Below are 16447 nucleotides of genomic sequence, written 5' to 3' on the forward strand. Positions count from 1 at the left end.
AATCAGGCGTGGCGCTGCTGATGGATCGGCTCTACTTTATCAGCTGCCGTTTGGTAGTAAGCGGTGAAGTCATTAAAAGCACGCAGCGCATCTTGTGCATCCTGGCCTGAGTGCAACACAAAGCTGTTAATGCCACACCGCTCCATGTAGGCCAGCTGGTCATGCAACACATCACCGACTGCGCGCAACTCCCCGCTGTAGTGGTAGCGCTCACGCAGTAGGCGGGCATAGCTGTAACCACGGCCATCAGAGAATTTCTCAAAATCCAGGGCAATTATATCGAACTGTTCAAGGTCTTTGACCAGTTCGGAGAGCGCTTGCCCTCCACTCATTTTGACACCCAACGAGCCACTGTGTGCCAGCAGCTGCTCCCGTTCAGAGAGCCACCGTTCAAAGGGTACGATGATATTACCTTCAACCAGTGGCTCATCCATCTCCAGCAGTTGCCAGCTATCTTCAACAATCGCACGATTTTTAATGATTTGCATAGAGCTTCTCCTTGAACAGTTGTTTGCCGATGCGACCATAGGTTTCGAGGAAAGACTCGCCTTCAAGGCGTTGTGAAACATAGACGGTTAAAATTTTCTCTAGCGCATCCGCAACCTCATCAATCGGCACCGCACGACCCAGCACCTGGCCAAGAGAGGCGTTGTTTTCGGCTGATCCACCTAAGGTGATTTGGTACCACTGCGCCCCTTTTTTGTCCACACCCAGCAGGCCAATGTGCCCCACATGGTGGTGGCCACAGGCGTTGATGCAGCCCGATAGTTTAAGGCGCAGCTCACCCAGGTCGTAGAGATAGTCCATTTTATCGAAACGGTCATTGATCTGTTTTGCAACACTCAGTGATTGTGCGCTGGCTAGGCTGCAAAAATCGAGCCCCGGACAGCAGATCATATCGGTTAGGGTGCCAATATTCGCGGTGGCAAGGTCGTGCTGATCCAGTGCCTGCCATAAGGCGAACAGGTCAGCCTGTTTGACGTCTGCCAAGACCAAGTTCTGGTCATGGGTGCTGCGCAGCTCACCCAGGCTATAAGTATCGGCAAGGTCGGCTACCTGATCCATCTGTTGTGCGGTGATGTCTCCCGGTGCGTTGTCGGGGGCTTTTAGTGAAACAAAAACAGCACGGTAACCCGCTTGCTTGTGGGGTGCTGTGTTCTGCTTTACCCAGTGGTTGAAGGCTTGATTGCCCTGGCACTGCTCAGTCAAATCAAATGCTGCGGCATCTGTATCGTATTGTTTGTTGTCAAAAAAGGATTTTACCCGCGCCATTTCGGCTTCGCTCAGAGTTAAATCAGCTGATGCCGATTGCTTGATGGCAAGCCATTCGGTTTCGACCTTCTCCCGGAAGGCCTCTATCCCTAAGCTTTGCACAAGAATTTTAATTCGTGCTTTGTACATATTGTCGCGGCGACCTTCCATATTGTAGACGCGTAAAATGGCCTCTAAATAGGAGAGAAGCTGTGGCTTTGGCAGGAACTCATTGAGCACTTTGGCTAATATGGGCGTGCGGCCCAAGCCACCACCCACCAATATTTTAAAGCCAACCTCACTGGCTTCGTTGCGTACCAGCTGAATGCCAATGTCGTGGATTTGCGTTGCTGCGCGGTCATGCTGGGCGCCACTTACCGCAAATTTGAATTTTCGCGGTAGATAGGCAAACTCGGGGTGCAAGCTTGACCACTGGCGGATGATTTCGCAGTAGGGGCGTGGATCCTCGATCTCATCGGGTGAAATACCTGCCAGGTGGTCAGCGGTAACATTTCTCATGCAGTTGCCGCTGGTTTGAATGGCGTGCATCTGTACCGTGGCAAGTTCCGCAAGAATATCGGGGACGCTCTCCAGTGTCGGCCAGTTAAACTGTATATTTTGGCGGGTAGTGAAGTGGCCATAGTCCTTGTCGTAGGTGCGGGCAATGTGGGCCAGCATACGCAGCTGCGGGGATGAGATTAACCCGTAGGGGATGGCCACGCGCAACATCGGGGCGTGGATCTGTACATAAACACCATTTTGCAGGCGCAGAATGCGGTACTCATCTTCTCCAATCTTGCCGGCTAGATAGCGCTTGGTCTGATCGCGAAATTGATCTACCCGCTCGTCAATGATCTTCTGGTCGTACTGATCGTAAATATACATATTGCTCGCCTGTTATTTTCATTAGCGGGTAAATCATCCCGAATAATTCATAAATTATGTACAATTTCACTCGCCTATTGATTCTACAGGAAACAGCTCCGCTATCGTCTGTCATCACTGAATACAGTGCTGCTTTGGGGGTTTTCCTGTGAAATCAATGTCCTAGGAGGCTGTCGGACTTAGGGTGAATCTACTGCGGAAAAGTCATCTCGGCCCATTTATCCGATCATTTTCGTTGAATATGCCCAATATTCGCCTCAAACGATCAAAAAAATGGACTCAAAATGGCTTTCCCTCGCTACGATCACCTAAGCCCGACAGCCTCCTAGGTAATTATTGCGCAAATTCGGGAGATATCCGAGTTATCAATAGAGTCGATTCTAGCAAGCCAATTTTTTAGGGTAAAACCAAGCTTTTATATGCCGCTATACAATTTATCTATCCAATCGAATTAAAAATTAATCGTAACTCACCTACAACACAAGATTTTTTATAGAATAACGTATAATCTGCCGCCAAGATGTTATTTATCAGGGACAAATTGACTTATCAAGGGGTTAACTGCTTTGTTTTTTATGACCACTACCGGAAAGAGTGATGAGTAAGCGACTGCGGATGCTTGTGGCGATCAGCCTGGTGGCTATCTCTGGGGGTGCTTACGCGCTAACGCCCCCGGTTATCGATACGGAGGCGCTGGCGATGGGTGGCGCGGGTGTTTCGAGTGCAACCGATAATCTGGGTAATGTCAACCCGGCACTGGTAGGCTCTGCGAGCCGTAGTGATAGCGAATTTTTCATGACACCGACACTCTATTATACCGACTACAAGATTAACGACTTTTCCAGTCGACTCGATAGCTTCAAAAATAACCCAAGTGCACAATCACTGAGCTCTCTGGAAGATAGCGGAGCTTATTATAGCTGGGGGGCCGCTTTTGGGGTGATATTGCATAGCTATATGGCGACCTCTACCGTCTATCTCAACTCATACAGCCAAAGCTACACAAAATTACGCTTGGTTGAGAGTGATTTAAGCCTTCCCTCTGGCGGCAGTGGCTATGACTCAATCATCGAAACAGTCGGCATCTCTATTGTCGAGGCCGGTGTGAGTTACACGAGCTCAACCTCGTTTCGATTTGCGGGCTTGGGTGATGTAAAGTGGGGTGTTACCGGTAAAATGTTGACTGGCGTTACGCATCAAATTGAACAACCCGTAGAGACCGCATCGGTTAACGGCTTTAACTCTGAGGGGGTGACATCCCAGGGTGTTACATTCGATGTGGGGTTTCTGAAAGAGTGGGGGCGCGACTGGGCAGCCGGTATTGCGTTAAAAAATATCTATCCGGTGTCGCTTTCACTGGCCGATGGCGGCTCCTATCGCTATGGTCCCCACGCCAGGGTGGGTGTCACCCGAGTGGGTTATCGACACCGAATAGCGGTTGATGTCGATCTACTAAAAAGCAAAGCGCTGGGTATTTATGGCTCAACACAGATGATAGCGTTAGGCGTCGATTATGATGTCGGTGGCTATCTGAAGTTGCGGGCAGGTGTTAATTATGACCTTCAGGGCACGCTGTCTGAGACCTTCTCTGCGGGTGTGAGTGTCAATAGCCAATACTTTCAGATTACACTGGCCTTCATTGGCCATAGTGGCGCGCTTAATGGGCTTGGGATACAGACCACCATCGGGTTTTAATCAGGATAGTTTCAGGGTTTAGCAGTGGATTTTATAATTAAAGTGGTCGACAGTATTGACCGAGCCAGCGAGTGGAGTGGTCGGGCAATTGCCTGGCTGGTTTTGGTGTTAGTGCTTTTAGTCTGTTATGACGTGGCGATGCGCTACCTGTTACAGAGTGGCTCGATCGCTCTACAGGAGTTAGAGTGGCACCTGTTTGCGCTTATTTTTTTGCTGAGTGCGGCGTACACACTAAAGCGTGATGAGCACGTGCGGGTTGATCTGCTCTACGGAAGTCGTTATTTCAGCGATAAACAGCGGGCAATGGTGAATCTGAGCGGCAGTTTATTTTTGTTAATCCCCTTCTGCATTTTAATTATTTACGCCTCATGGCCTTTTGTAGCAAACTCCTACGTGATGAATGAGGTCTCACCTGATCCGGGTGGTCTCCCTTATCGCTTTCTGATTAAAGCCACTATTCCCCTTGGTTTTAGCCTGTTATTGATTCAGGGCATTGCGGAAATTGGTCGCAATATCATCATCTTAAAACAACTTTCAGACGTTAAGGAATAGCCGTGGAGTTTTGGGCCCTTGTGATGCTTGGGGTGGTAATACTCTTACTGCTATTCGGCTATCCTGTTGCATTTACCCTGGGCGCTGTTTCGGCTGCTTTTGGTTTGATCTGGTTAGGCTTGGACTTTTTCTCACTATTACCCATGCGTATTTGGGGGATAATGACCAATTTCACCTTGCTGGCAGTGCCGTTGTTTGTCTTTATGGGCGTTATGCTGGAAAAGTCGGGTATCGCAGAAGAGCTGCTGGAGACCATGGCGATGCTCTTTGGCCGTATTCGTGGTGGACTTGCCATCTCGATTGTTTTGGTGGGCGCACTACTGGCGGCTACCACCGGTGTGGTGGGTGCCACGGTAGTCACTATGGCCATTATTGCGCTACCCGCCATGCTCAAGCACGGCTACAACCCGGCGCTAGCCAGCGGCACCATTGCCGCTTCTGGTACCTTGGGGCAAATTATCCCACCCAGTATTGTTTTAATTTTGCTGGGCGATGTCATGGGGGTGCCGGTCGGAGAGCTATTTATGGGCGCTGTGCTGCCGGGCCTGCTGTTGATCTCGATGTTTATCGCCTATATCGCTTACGTCGCCTGGCGCAGGCCAAATGATGCCCCTGCGATTGACCGGGAGGCTCTTTCGGTGGCGGACGGCAAGGCGCTCACTATAAAAGTATTTAAAAGTCTCATTCCACCACTGGTACTGGTATTTGCGGTATTGGGATCCATTTTTTTTGGGATCGCAACACCCACGGAATCAGCGGCGGTGGGTGCTTTTGGTGCCATGCTGCTCGCCCTGATCAACCGCCGGCTTAACCGCGAAAACGTGCAGAATGCAGTACGACAAACCACCAAGCTGACCAGCATGGTGTTTTTGATTCTCATTGGTGCAACAACCTTTGGCCTGGTCTTTAAAGGGATGGGCGGAGATGATTTGGTGCATGACATAATGACGGGGTTACCCGGCGGTGTCTGGGGTTTTATTATTGTCAGTATGGTGCTGTTATTTGTATTAGGGTTCTTTTTAGACTTTCTTGAAATCTGCTTTATTGCGGTGCCTATTCTGACACCGATTGCGCTCTATTATGGTATCGACCCATTGTGGTTTGCTATTTTGATTGCAGTTAATCTTCAGACTTCGTTTTTAACCCCACCCTTTGGCTTTTCACTGTTTTATCTTAAAGCGGCGGCCCCTCCCTCTATTAAAATGGCGCAAATATATCGAGGCATTATTCCGTTTGTCTGTATTCAGGTGATGGTGCTGGGTTTGTTGATGGCCTTTCCGTCAATTACAACATGGTTGCCTAGCGTGATGGATTAGGGGTTATCATTGTTTTCAGTTTGTGGTAAATTAATTAACCTGAGTTAAAAGCTCAAGAATTACACTTTTTTATCTCAACTCGACAGAAGGTATATTATAATGAATGTTGATCAACACTTGAAAGTTGCCCAGTGGCACATCGAACAAGCGCGTATGCATGCCACTAAAGAGGGTTATAGCTGTGGCTGCCCTGCTAACGAGCATGACCAAAAAGCAATTGACTCGGTAGAGGCCGGTCTAATTGTTGAAGAGACTGCTTGCGCTGTTAAGTAAGCATTCATCTTTTTGATGAACGAACAACCCGCTGTCTGGCGGGTTTTTTGTTTCTGTAGGAAGCAGATAAAGCGATGGACAACCCGACCCCACTCAGCGATCCCCAGTTGATGTTAAAACTGGCCCGTTATCGTATGCCCTTTGGTAAATACCGTAACAGGCGACTCATCGATCTACCCGAGCCTTATGTGGTATGGTTTGCCAACAGAGGCTTTCCTAAAGGCGAGCTGGGTGAGCTGCTTGGAATTGTCCATGAGATAAAAATAAATGGACTTGAATATCTCTTTGAGCCACTGAAAAAATAATAGTTTGTTATAAAATGGTAACCCTTAATGTTTTTAGATGATTTTTTTGTTGAAGATGCGTCCGGCATTCACTTTACTCGCCTGCAAGGTAGCAACTTTGCCAAGCAGGTTGCTGACGATTTCAATCCCCTTCATGATGAAGATGCGAAACGTTTTTGTGTGCCGGGAGATTTGCTCTTCTCGTTGGTGCTGCACAAATATGGTATCAGCCAGCAGATGAGCTTCACCTTTTCTGGCATGGTGGATGAGAGTAAACGCCTCTGTTTTCCTGATCAGTCTGAGCACATCGTTATTAAAGATACTACTGAAAAAGAGTACCTGACCATTCAGTGCTCAGGTGAGCTTAGTAATGATAGCCAACTGATCGAGCGCCTGATTAAGCGCTATGTTAAGTTTTCTGGTCAGGCGTTCCCGCATATTTTAGTACCACTGATGAAAGAACAGCGCGTCATGATCAACCCGGCTCGACCCATGGTGATCTACGAAAGTATGTCGATCAATATGCACACGTTGAATATTAACGACCCTACATTGGTGTTGAGTAAGACCACACTGACAGTAAAGGGTAAGCGCGGGCAGGTCATATTGGCCTTTAACGTACTGGAAAATGATAAAATTGTGGGTAGCGGCACCAAATATATGGTTTTGAGCGGCCTTCGTGATTATGATCAGGCCGCTATTGATCATCTGATAGAGAAATATAATAGTAAAAAATCAGCCGGCTTAGCCGGGTAGCTCACCTAATAATCTGTTCCGATTGATCCACCAAAATCTCTTTTATCTGCCCTAAATCGTCAATTGTGACGGTGGGGCTAATGCTATTTCCAGCGGGTATTTTTTGATTCAGGCTGATGCGGTATGTTTTATCTGTTTTGAGTAGCACTGTTTTCAGCACCACAGGGAGAGGGCTTAAATTGGTAATAAAGAGCCGGATGCCACCCTCGTGGGTTCTCTCATATTTGATATGCAGGTAGCGGTTAGGGTTTTCGTCAAAATCGAGCCGTTTTGCCTGATGATCGGCCTCTCTTCCCAGCGCGCTATCTGAAAGCGCGGCACGTTGATAATACGCCTTTACCCCCGCTAACTGGCCTTGCTGCTCGGCTAGTTGTGCCAATAAAAAATAGCCCTTGGCGGTGGGCAGTCGTTGAATGCTTTCTAGAAGGGCTTGCCGAGCTGCTGCGGTGGCTTGTTGTCGGGCGTACAGCTCTGCCAGGCGAAGGTGATAAACAAAATAGTAGCGGTCAGCCGCGAGTGCTTGATGATAGGCATTGATTGCGTCGGCGGTTTTCCCTGCTTTCTGTAGTGCATCCCCTTTTAAGGCGTAGAAGCGCCCCTCACGAGGTGCGATTAAAATCAGCCTTTGTGCCAGCTCAATAGCTGCTTCGGCGCTGTTCTCATCGATGAGCTGTTGTAGCAGCGGCTGTTGCTGGTATGCCTTTTCATACTGAAAAAGTGTTTTGAGTGCATCCTGATAGGAGTTTTTAGCGAGTGATAGTTCAGTGGGGTGGCTGTGGGCTTGTTGTCGGGTTGCCGCCAGGCGCTCTTGGTTGGCAGCATGATGGATTAGCCATGGCGTAATCCGTCCCTCCATTTTACCTAACATTTTCAGTTGTAGATCAACGGCGGCTTGTGGATCATAGCCCGCTTTTATCATCATAGTGATCGCCGCTCGGTCAGCAGACTGCTCAGAGACAGAGTTGTAGCGAATGGCGTGCTCACCCAACACTGTCCGCCCTGCGCCGACAACATAGCTGGCAGAGTGGTGCTCTGCTCTCTGTTGCACCAGGGCGGTGGTGGCTTGGGTGTCACGGGCTAACGCCACGGCACCGTGCTGCTTTTCCGCATGGGTTAATAGGTGCCCCAGCAGAGCTGCCAGCTCCGCCTCATTGCTGAGGAGTGTTAACATTCCCCGACTAACCGCAACGCGCCCTTCAGGGCTTACCCAGGCATCTATTTTGTTGCTGTTGACCACGGCAAATTGGTTTGGTACGAGCTTATAACCCGCCAGGCGGGCTAAGCGGCCTCCGATGGCACTGATATATTCATTAGCAGCGGGGTCGGCGGCATAACGGCCACCACTGTATTGCAGCAGGTATTCAAATCGTACCTCATCGGTAAGGTTTTGTTGTTCAATTAATACCGGTAGTGTCGTTGTGGATGGGGTGTTGTGGCTGAGGCAGCCGCTTAACAGGGTGATACAAAAAACAGCCAGTAGAGCGATTTTCGCAAAAATTTCCTGTTGCGCACACGTTTGTAAGGTTTTGTTGTGAGTAATATAGGTCATGATATTGGCTCCCTGCCGATTTTGAAGGCGTGTAAGCCCCTCTCTGTTGCAATGGCGTTCAACGGTACATCCCAGGGCTCGGTTGGCAGGTTATCACAGTGTTGAAGCGCGTAGGCCACTCCAAGTAAGCGCGGCTTTTTAATGCCAAAAGAGCGATTAAGAAAGGCGAAGCTGCGGTCGTAATAGCCTCCCCCCATACCGAGACGGTTGCCATTACTATCAAATCCCACCAGTGGCATTAACACCAGGTCGAGCTGCTGCGGTGCTATCCACTGGTGGGGGTTATTTTGAGGCTCAAGAATTCCGTAACCATTTGGTTTTAAAGTGGTATTGGCCGTATAGGGAGCAAACCACATGCGTTTGTCTTTGCCTTCACTGAGTAGTGGCAGGTAGCACTGTTTTCCCATGCTCCACATACGTTGTATGACGGGCATCAGGTTGACTTCGCCATCATTGGCCAGGTAACAGGCGATCTGCTGCGCGGAGCGGAATAGGTGGCTATGGCTAATTTGGCAGGCAATTTTATCTGAGTGGTGGTGCTGCTGTGCGGTGGTCAGGGCGCGGCGTTGCTGACGAATCTTTTTTCGCAGGGTATTACGGGAGTTCATGGTGAATAGCCCATGGTAATCTTAAGCCGGATATTGCATGAGATTGTGCACGATTTATGACGTGTTCGGAATAAAAGGCGTTCCCACCGTTGCCGTAGCAGTCGTCGACCTTGAACCAAAGGTTCAAGTGGGGAAAATTACTGGCAAATTAGGCTTTCCGGCACGCGGACATGCACACATCACCAGAGCAGATCCCGCGGATGGTATATTAGGCTCAAGAGTATCCAGAGCGCATACAAACACAGCAGGAACGCCAAAACTTAAAATCGGGCTACAACTCCATCTGTTTCAGGCTATTCAGAGCATTTTGAATGCGCTCTTGCATCGCCCTTACTTTTAGAATCGATCCATCATTGTACTCTGATTCTTTTGATTGTTGTATTAATTCGTGAGCAATGTTGAGTGCTGCCATTACCGCGATACGGTCATTGCCAATCACTTTGCCTGCTGAGCGCACTTCCTGCATTTTTTGGTCGACATAGCGTGCCGTTGAGATCAATGCCTCCTCTTCACCTTTAGGGCAGCCAATACGATACTCTTTATCTTGAATTTTGACAGTAACGGGTACGGATTTTCCGCTCATTTAAGCGTGCTCCTGTGCTTTTAAACGCACAATCATTGACTCTATCCGGGTGCAGGCGAGTTCATTTTTTTCAATGAGTTTAGTGCGCTCCTGGAACAGCACTTCCTGGCGTTCACGCAGCAGACTATTCTCCTGTTTGAGGTGTTCGCAGGCTTTTAGTAGATCATCTACCAGATATTCGAGTTTTCTGACCTCTTGCTCAGACATTAGTTTAGCATTCTCCTGTAAGCCCCTAATATTAGATCGGCTAATGGGTCGGGTCAATGAGCATATTTCGCTACTACGCGCTACTCCCCGCGCCTTTCGCCTCAATCAGTCAAATTTCATCTCTTTTTTCTCGTGCGCTCTTCTCGTGCAAAGGTCTCATGATAGACTGGTACTTTTATTGTTTGAAGTAAGTGAAACCATGACACAAGAGACAACTGATTTTGAGCGTGTAAACAAGGCGTTGCTACGTTTGAATGCGGATATTGAGGCGGCAGAGCTGCACGGCACCCTGAGTGGCCTGCTGTGTGTGATGGGCAATAACGCCAGCAAACATCTTGAGCAGTTGATCCCCAAGGGGGCAAAAGGAGATGTTTTGGATTCAGAGGCTTACCAGATGGTCATTCAGTGTCCGGTACAGATCTTGGCGGCATTAAATGACCCTGAATTTAGCTATGACCTGCTGTTGCCCAATGATGACCAAGGGCTTGAGGTGCGAACCGAGGCGATGGCGGAGTGGAGTCACGGTTTCTTAACAGGGCTGGCGATTGCAGGCATTAAGGATTTCGCCAAGCTACCCAAAGAGGCGAGTGAATTCTGTCAGGATCTGCTTGATATATCGCGTGCTGGCCTGAGCGAAATAGCGCGAGGAGAAGAGGATGAAGTGGCCTACCAGGAGCTGGTTGAGTACCTGCGTGTCGGCACACTACTGATGTATGAGATGTTGAACCCGAGTAGCTCAATATCGCCATCTGGTCAGGTGCATTAAGATGATTGGCCGCCGCGAGTTTCAGAAACGTCGCAAAGAGTTAATGCGCATGATGGGTGAAAAGACCATTGCGATCTTGCCCACAGCAAAAGAGAAAGTGCGTAACCGTGATGCAGAGTACCCTTTTCGCGCCGATAGCGATTTTCACTATTTAACCGGTTTTCCGGAGCCACAAGCGTTGATGGTGCTGTTGCCGGGGCGAGAAAAAGGTGAATTTATTCTCTTTTGTCGGGAGAGAGATATCGAGAAAGAGACTTGGCATGGCCGGCGTGCAGGCATTGAAGGTGCCTGTGAACGCTACGGTGCTGATGATGCGTTTCCTATCGAAGATCTAGCTGATATTTTGCCCGGCTTGATTGAGCCGTGTGACCGGGTTTTTTATACCTTCGGTAATGACAGTGAGTCGGATCAAAAGATCACCGGCATCGTGCATACCTTGCGTGCCCAGTCCCGGTCAGGCAAACACACACCCCATGAGTTCGTTGCACTGGAGCATCTACTGCACGATATGCGCCTTTATAAAAGCCGTAGTGAATTAAAGGTGATGCGCGAAGCGGCGCACCTTTCGGCAGAGGCGCATGTAACGGCCATGAAGGTGTGCCGCCCTGGCATCATGGAATATCAGCTGGAGGCAGAGTTCCTCTATGCTTTTCGTCGCTCAAATGGTCATCCGGCCTATAGCACCATTGTGGGCGGTGGAGAGAATGGCTGTATCTTGCACTACACAGAAAATAACCGGAAATTAAAGAGTGGAGAGCTGGTTCTAATTGATGCGGGTGTAGAGCTCGAGTGTTATGCCGCCGATATTACTCGCACTTTTCCGGTTAATGGTCGCTCCTCTGATGCACAGCGCGCCGTTTATCAGCTGGTGCTGGATGCTCAATATGCTGCCATCGAGCAGGTAAAGCCGGGCAATCACTGGAATGACCCGCATGAGGCGGTAGTCAAAGTGCTGACGGCGGGGCTGGTAACGTTAGGCTTGCTAAAAGGCAAGCTGGCCACTCTAATAGAGAAGCAGGCCTATCGCCGTTTTTATATGCACCGCACCGGCCACTGGCTGGGACTTGATGTGCATGATGTGGGCGACTATAAAGTGGCGGATGTGTGGCGCGTTCTGGAGCCGGGCATGGTCCTTACCATTGAACCAGGCCTCTATATTGGTGCTGAAAAAGATATTCCGCTTGAATTTCACCATATCGGTATTCGTATTGAAGACGATGTTGTGGTCACAAAAGAGGGGCACGAGGTGATGACGGACGGTGTGCCAAAAGAGATTATAGCAATCGAGCAACTGATGGCAGAGTGATATGAGCACCCTAAAAAGCGCTGATCTACTGATTATTGGCGGCGGCATGGTCGGCGCAAGCCTTGCGTGTGCGCTGAAAGATAAACCGATCAAGATCGTGATTGTTGAGGCGGTGCCACTGCATTCACAAAATCAACCCAGTTATGATGACCGTGCAATTGCGCTGGCGTATGGAAGCCAGCGTATCTTTCAGGGGATGGGCCTTTGGCCCCACATGGCCTCCAGGGCAACCCCCATCAAAAAAATTCACATCTCTGATAAAGGCCACTTCGGCATCACTCGGCTTGACTCTGAAAAAGAGGGTGTCGAAGCGCTGGGTCAGGTGATCGCTGGGCGTGATATTGGCAATGTACTTGCCGAACAGCTGGCATCCCAAGCTAATGTTGAGCTGCTGGCGCCGGCAAAGCTCAGTGATATTCGTTATGTGGCGGGGGCTGTTCAGGCCGATGTTTTCCAAGGCGAGCAGGCGGTTACGATAAAGGCAAAGCTGATGGTAGCCGCCGATGGTGGCCACTCAAGTGTGCGCCAGTTGCTGGGTATCGAAAGCGACCGACAAGCGTATGGGCAGACTGCCATTATCGCTAACATTACTCCCGGTCGACCCCACAACAATATCGCCTACGAGCGTTTTACCGACTCTGGGCCACTGGCGCTGCTGCCGATGAGTGATCACCGCTGCTCACTGGTTTGGACGCAGTGGCAGCAGGATGTGGATGAGGTGATGGGGCTAGATGATGTGGCATTTTTAGCCCGCCTTCAGGCCAGATTTGGCTATCGTTTAGGTGCACTGAAACAGGTGGGGAAACGGGCTGCTTACCCACTCAGCCTGATGCGAAGCCGAGAGCAGATTCGCCCCCGGCTGGCCATAATCGGCAACGCAGCGCACGCCATTCATCCCATTGCCGGGCAAGGTTTTAACCTGGGTATCCGCGATGTGTCGGCGCTGGCCGAGTGTGTGAGTGATGCACTGGCGAGTGGTCAAGATATTGGCGATCTTGCCGTACTGCAGCGCTATGCCGAGTGGCGCACCCAGGATCATAGCGAGGTGATTCGCTTTACTGATGGCTTAGTACACCTGTTCAGCAATACGGACCCACTCGCTGTCCTTGGCCGAAATGTGGGGTTGACGTTAATGGAGAAACTGCCGCCGTTAAAGCGCCTGCTGGGTCGCCAAGCGATGGGTTTGCGAGGCCGACAGCCACGCTTGAACCGAGGGTTATCTCTGTGAGCCGAGCCGAGCATTTTGATTTGATTATTGTGGGTGGCGGCATGGTGGGTGCTGCTATGGCATGTGCCATGGGCGATCAAGCGCTTAAAGTGGCATTAATTGAGGGGCGGGTTCCCGACCTTGGCTGGCCAAAAGATCGCTATGAAAACCGTGTCAGTGCCATCACCCGCGCCTCGCAATATGTGTTTGAAAACCTCAACGCCTGGCCGCAGATGGTCAGTCGTCGCGTTTCACCCTATCGTAAAATGGAGGTGTGGGACAGTACTGGTGGCGGTCATATCCATTTTGATAGTGCCGATATTGCCGAGCCGGATCTCGGGCATATTATTGAAAACAGTGTGATTCAGGCGGCGCTGTGGGAGCAGTTGAAACAGCTGCCAAATGTGCAATGTTTCGCGCCTGCAACGCCAAAACAGCTACAGGTTACTCAGCAGCAGGTGTGTTTAACGCTGGATGATGGCCGCTTTCTGGAAGCCGATTTAATTATCGGAGCTGACGGTGGTCGTTCGTGGGTGCGACAGCAAGCGGGCTTTGAGAGTAAAGGTTGGTCCTATCAGCAGGATGCGGTGGTGGCCACTGTTAGCCATGAGCTCAGCCACCAGGCGTGTTGCTGGCAGCGCTTTGCTGCCGATGGGCCCTTGGCATTTTTACCGCTGGATGAAAAAACCTGCTCAATTGTCTGGTCCACTTCCCCGGAACATGCCGAGCAGCTGTTAGCACTGGATGATGCGATGTTTCTTAAAGCGCTGCAGCTGAGTTTTGGTGACTCCCTAGGGAGAATGTGTACGGTTGGTGAGCGGGCGGCTTTTCCACTACGGCTGGCTCACACAACCCGCTATACCGGTTTGCGTTTGGCACTGATTGGCGATGCCGCACACTCCATTCACCCACTTGCCGGTCAAGGGGTCAACCTGGGGCTGGGGGATATGGGTTCACTGGCTGATACCCTCTCAGCGGCAAAAAAGCGCGGTGAAAACATCGGTGATATTGCTGTATTGCGGCGTTATGAGCGGGCACGTAAGGCCGATAATATGCTGATGATGGGGGCGATGGATGGCTTTAAGCGACTCTTCAGCAATGATCAGCCGGTACTGCGCTTTGCACGCAACCTTGGGTTAAACGTATCGGATCGAATCTCACCCATAAAACAGCTCTTTATGCAGCAAGCACTGGGGCTGGCAAGTAACCAAAGTTCGCTCGCCAAGAAGCCCTGATTACCTCCCCAAAGTGCGGTGTTGTTGGCAGGGAGCATACAAAAACTTACTCAATCACCTCCACCGGCATACCCACCGCAATATCCCCCGGTTTGTCGGCAATTACATTTTGACCAAAAAATATTTTGTTACCTCTGCGGCGATACTGACTCAGTGTTGAGATAGGCTCTTTTTCTCGTCTGCCCGTTGCCGGGTCGACATTGGGAATAGAGCAGCGGCTACACGGCTTAACGACCCGCAATTTGATATCACCTATTTGTAATACCTTCCAGTTGTCTTCAGCAAAAGGGGCACAGCCGTCAACTACCAGGTTGGGTCGAAAGCGTACCATGCTAACGGGTGATTCAAGGCGGTTATTGAGATCATCCAGCGATGCTTGTGATACAAGCAGCAAGGGGAATCCATCACTAAAGGCAGTTTTATCGCCACGCTGTGCATATGCAAGATCAACTTGCCGCACTTCGTGTTGCGGGAAGTAGACCAGGCGACAGTGGGTGGCTAGCCGCTCACTTAACCAGCTGGCGGCGGCTTCTCCCGCGTCCCATGCTTGGCAGTGGTCTTCCCAAACAGTGACTTCGCGCAGCGCTTCACCACGGGGTTGGGTAACGTGCAGCATCGAGCCGTCTAGGTGATGAAGTTGAATGCCTTGGGGGCTTGGCGAGGCTTGAATCAAGCACATCTCAGGAAAATTACGTTGGCTGATAAAGTGGTTGCTGTTTGCATCCACAACCATCCAACGCCGATCACCTGCTAGTCCGAACAGGGATAAGTGGCTTTTTTGTAGTGTAAAACCGGCGCATGACTTCACCGGGAAGAGCCAGAGTTGTGATAGCTCTAATCTACTCACCACCTCCCTCCTTTGGCCGCTTGCAGTTTTCCAGGGTCGATTGTAGTGCGGCTAACCCCATCTCCCGTGCAAGTGCGATATTGCGTGCGGGAATAGCCTCCGGGTCTGGGTAGCTCTCAAGCGCCTGCTCCAGGTCAGCTTCACGAATAATGTGTAACATCGGATAGGGTGAACGATTGGTGTAGTTGGCCGGGTCTGAAGGTAACTCGCCTTCAAAGCAGTAGTCAGGGTGGAAGTTGGCCAGTTGATAAATACCCTCATAACCCTGTGTTTCAAGTAACGGGTTCGCAAGATCAACCAGATCGAGGAACTCATCAAAAGAGTCAAAACCATGGGCATAAATCACCAGTCCGGTCTTTATTTCAGGCTGTTCATCAAGATATTTGCACTGTTCAATCAGCACTTGTAGCGCCTCATGCAGGTCGTCAGCTTCAGTGAGGTGGTAATGAATGCCACCACTCTCGACCACTGGCCGGGCAAAAGGGCAAAAGTTTAATTTTACAATCACCTGACTCACCCAGTTTCGAGTCTGTTGAATAATTTCGTTCTGTTGATTCATCTTCGCAATACCGACTTATTGAGACCTTCATGAAACCACAAAGTATAGCTGATTAATATCTCGATCACTTTTTGCTTGAGTCTATTCCACACGGCTTAACCCTATCGAGAAATTAAAGTGAAGAGGCCATGAAGATGGTCGATAACTCTCTGTGGTGGTGATCTCCATTATTCTTTTCAATTTATTCCATACTTTTAAAGCGGCATGTCTGCGTTAATCCTATGAATTATGTTTTTGGTTATTTTCGTTTAATTTCAACGGAATATGCTGATGTTTTGGCTGTTATTTTGACATGTTATATTTTTTAAATATGGTTTATATGTTAATTAATATTAACGAAGTGTCGATGAACAAAAACAGATAATCGATTCATTAATTCTGTAGTAGCCGTTCGTAGCTTGGGTGTTGAAAGGGTGGTTTTAAACGGTGGGCTATCTGTTATTAGGTGCTGACAATGAAAAGTACAAAGGGCTTCACACTCATCGAATTGATGGTCACGCTTGCCGTGGCGGCGATTCTGATTGCGGTGGCGGTGCCCAACTTTGGTCAGCTGATTGCCGACAACCGA

The 16447-nt window shown here is 49.8% G+C and carries 19 protein-coding genes and 1 other RNA gene; 11 read left to right on the forward strand and 9 right to left on the reverse strand.

The features are described 5' to 3' along the window. Positions 1-2: 2 nt before the first annotated feature. Positions 3-488, reverse strand: coding sequence for a DUF934 domain-containing protein (locus L3J94_02245; GenBank protein MCF6217578.1), 486 nt, complete (start codon positions 486-488; stop codon positions 3-5). Then, on the reverse strand, positions 475-2136 hold the full coding sequence (locus L3J94_02250; GenBank protein MCF6217579.1) for a nitrite/sulfite reductase: 1662 nt from the start codon (positions 2134-2136) through the stop codon (positions 475-477). The genes L3J94_02245 and L3J94_02250 overlap by 14 nt, the downstream gene beginning before the upstream one ends. A 597-nt stretch (positions 2137-2733) precedes the next feature. Between L3J94_02250 and L3J94_02255 the strand changes: the two genes are divergently transcribed. The 6 genes from L3J94_02255 (at position 2734) to L3J94_02280 (ending at position 7012) form a co-directional block, all read left to right on the forward strand. Continuing rightward, positions 2734-3831, forward strand: coding sequence for a conjugal transfer protein TraF (locus tag L3J94_02255; GenBank protein MCF6217580.1), 1098 nt, complete (start codon positions 2734-2736; stop codon positions 3829-3831). A 33-nt stretch (positions 3832-3864) separates the two neighbouring features. After that, positions 3865-4383, forward strand: coding sequence for a TRAP transporter small permease subunit (locus L3J94_02260; GenBank protein MCF6217581.1), 519 nt, complete (start codon positions 3865-3867; stop codon positions 4381-4383). 2 nt (positions 4384-4385) lie between these two features. After that, positions 4386-5699, forward strand: coding sequence for a TRAP transporter large permease subunit (locus L3J94_02265; protein MCF6217582.1), 1314 nt, complete (start codon positions 4386-4388; stop codon positions 5697-5699). 99 nt (positions 5700-5798) lie between these two features. Next, positions 5799-5972, forward strand: coding sequence for a hypothetical protein (locus L3J94_02270; GenBank protein ID MCF6217583.1), 174 nt, complete (start codon positions 5799-5801; stop codon positions 5970-5972). 74 nt (positions 5973-6046) lie between these two features. Then, positions 6047-6277, forward strand: coding sequence for a DUF3820 family protein (locus L3J94_02275; GenBank protein ID MCF6217584.1), 231 nt, complete (start codon positions 6047-6049; stop codon positions 6275-6277). 27 nt (positions 6278-6304) lie between these two features. Beyond that, entirely contained in the window at positions 6305-7012 is a 708-nt protein-coding gene (locus L3J94_02280) for a DUF3581 domain-containing protein (GenBank protein MCF6217585.1), read from the forward strand. 1 nt (position 7013) lies between these two features. Here the strand turns inward: L3J94_02280 and L3J94_02285 are convergent, their stop codons facing one another. The 5 genes from L3J94_02285 to L3J94_02305 form a co-directional block, all read right to left on the reverse strand. Then, positions 7014-8561, reverse strand: a complete 1548-nt coding sequence (locus L3J94_02285; protein ID MCF6217586.1) for a M48 family metalloprotease — start codon at positions 8559-8561, stop codon at positions 7014-7016. Continuing rightward, entirely contained in the window at positions 8558-9169 is a 612-nt protein-coding gene (locus L3J94_02290; protein ID MCF6217587.1) for a 5-formyltetrahydrofolate cyclo-ligase, read from the reverse strand. The genes L3J94_02285 and L3J94_02290 overlap by 4 nt, the downstream gene beginning before the upstream one ends. A 76-nt stretch (positions 9170-9245) precedes the next feature. Continuing rightward, a non-coding RNA gene (ssrS, locus tag L3J94_02295) (6S RNA) lies at positions 9246-9423 on the reverse strand. Between the two features lie 17 nt (positions 9424-9440). Next, positions 9441-9752, reverse strand: a complete 312-nt coding sequence (locus tag L3J94_02300; GenBank protein MCF6217588.1) for a cell division protein ZapA — start codon at positions 9750-9752, stop codon at positions 9441-9443. After that, on the reverse strand, positions 9753-9959 hold the full coding sequence (locus L3J94_02305; GenBank protein ID MCF6217589.1) for a TIGR02449 family protein: 207 nt from the start codon (positions 9957-9959) through the stop codon (positions 9753-9755). It abuts the gene before it with no gap. 199 nt (positions 9960-10158) lie between these two features. On the opposite strand from L3J94_02305, the gene L3J94_02310 reads away from it, so the two are divergent. The 4 genes from L3J94_02310 to L3J94_02325 are packed head-to-tail and all read left to right on the forward strand — an operon-like array spanning position 10159 to position 14473. Then, positions 10159-10725: a UPF0149 family protein gene (locus L3J94_02310; protein MCF6217590.1), complete on the forward strand. Its 567-nt coding sequence runs from the start codon at positions 10159-10161 to the stop codon at positions 10723-10725. Position 10726: 1 nt separating this feature from the next. Continuing rightward, on the forward strand, positions 10727-12031 hold the full coding sequence (pepP, locus tag L3J94_02315; protein ID MCF6217591.1) for a Xaa-Pro aminopeptidase: 1305 nt from the start codon (positions 10727-10729) through the stop codon (positions 12029-12031). A gap of 1 nt (position 12032) precedes the next feature. After that, entirely contained in the window at positions 12033-13259 is a 1227-nt protein-coding gene (ubiH, locus tag L3J94_02320; GenBank protein MCF6217592.1) for a 2-octaprenyl-6-methoxyphenyl hydroxylase, read from the forward strand. Beyond that, positions 13256-14473 (forward strand): UbiH/UbiF/VisC/COQ6 family ubiquinone biosynthesis hydroxylase, encoded by a 1218-nt coding sequence (locus tag L3J94_02325; protein MCF6217593.1) that lies wholly within the window; start codon positions 13256-13258, stop codon positions 14471-14473. The genes ubiH and L3J94_02325 overlap by 4 nt, the downstream gene beginning before the upstream one ends. A gap of 46 nt (positions 14474-14519) precedes the next feature. On the opposite strand, the gene L3J94_02330 is transcribed toward L3J94_02325, so the two are convergent. Both L3J94_02330 and L3J94_02335 read right to left on the reverse strand, forming a co-directional pair. Further along, positions 14520-15320, reverse strand: a complete 801-nt coding sequence (locus tag L3J94_02330) for an MOSC domain-containing protein (GenBank protein MCF6217594.1) — start codon at positions 15318-15320, stop codon at positions 14520-14522. Continuing rightward, positions 15313-15879, reverse strand: a complete 567-nt coding sequence (locus L3J94_02335) for a DUF1415 domain-containing protein (GenBank protein ID MCF6217595.1) — start codon at positions 15877-15879, stop codon at positions 15313-15315. The genes L3J94_02330 and L3J94_02335 overlap by 8 nt, the downstream gene beginning before the upstream one ends. 454 nt (positions 15880-16333) lie before the next feature. On the opposite strand from L3J94_02335, the gene L3J94_02340 reads away from it, so the two are divergent. Further along, the coding region (locus tag L3J94_02340) for a prepilin-type N-terminal cleavage/methylation domain-containing protein (GenBank protein MCF6217596.1) at positions 16334-16447 on the forward strand (114 nt) is incomplete at its 3' end.

The organism is Gammaproteobacteria bacterium (assembly GCA_021647245.1).
Lineage (GTDB): Bacteria > Pseudomonadota > Gammaproteobacteria > RBG-16-57-12 > RBG-16-57-12 > JAFLJP01.

Coding starts and splice junctions, on each gene's coding strand:
- L3J94_02270 (MCF6217583.1), top strand. CDS start 5,799: ATGAATGTTGATCAACACTTGAAAGTTGCCCAGTGGCACATCGAACAA.
- L3J94_02245 (MCF6217578.1), bottom strand. CDS start 488: ATGCAAATCATTAAAAATCGTGCGATTGTTGAAGATAGCTGGCAACTG.
- L3J94_02305 (MCF6217589.1), bottom strand. CDS start 9,959: ATGTCTGAGCAAGAGGTCAGAAAACTCGAATATCTGGTAGATGATCTA.
- L3J94_02285 (MCF6217586.1), bottom strand. CDS start 8,561: ATGACCTATATTACTCACAACAAAACCTTACAAACGTGTGCGCAACAG.
- L3J94_02280 (MCF6217585.1), top strand. CDS start 6,305: ATGTTTTTAGATGATTTTTTTGTTGAAGATGCGTCCGGCATTCACTTT.
- pepP (MCF6217591.1), top strand. CDS start 10,727: ATGATTGGCCGCCGCGAGTTTCAGAAACGTCGCAAAGAGTTAATGCGC.
- L3J94_02310 (MCF6217590.1), top strand. CDS start 10,159: ATGACACAAGAGACAACTGATTTTGAGCGTGTAAACAAGGCGTTGCTA.
- ubiH (MCF6217592.1), top strand. CDS start 12,033: ATGAGCACCCTAAAAAGCGCTGATCTACTGATTATTGGCGGCGGCATG.
- L3J94_02335 (MCF6217595.1), bottom strand. CDS start 15,879: ATGAATCAACAGAACGAAATTATTCAACAGACTCGAAACTGGGTGAGT.
- L3J94_02255 (MCF6217580.1), top strand. CDS start 2,734: ATGAGTAAGCGACTGCGGATGCTTGTGGCGATCAGCCTGGTGGCTATC.
- L3J94_02290 (MCF6217587.1), bottom strand. CDS start 9,169: ATGAACTCCCGTAATACCCTGCGAAAAAAGATTCGTCAGCAACGCCGC.
- L3J94_02250 (MCF6217579.1), bottom strand. CDS start 2,136: ATGTATATTTACGATCAGTACGACCAGAAGATCATTGACGAGCGGGTA.
- L3J94_02300 (MCF6217588.1), bottom strand. CDS start 9,752: ATGAGCGGAAAATCCGTACCCGTTACTGTCAAAATTCAAGATAAAGAG.
- L3J94_02275 (MCF6217584.1), top strand. CDS start 6,047: ATGGACAACCCGACCCCACTCAGCGATCCCCAGTTGATGTTAAAACTG.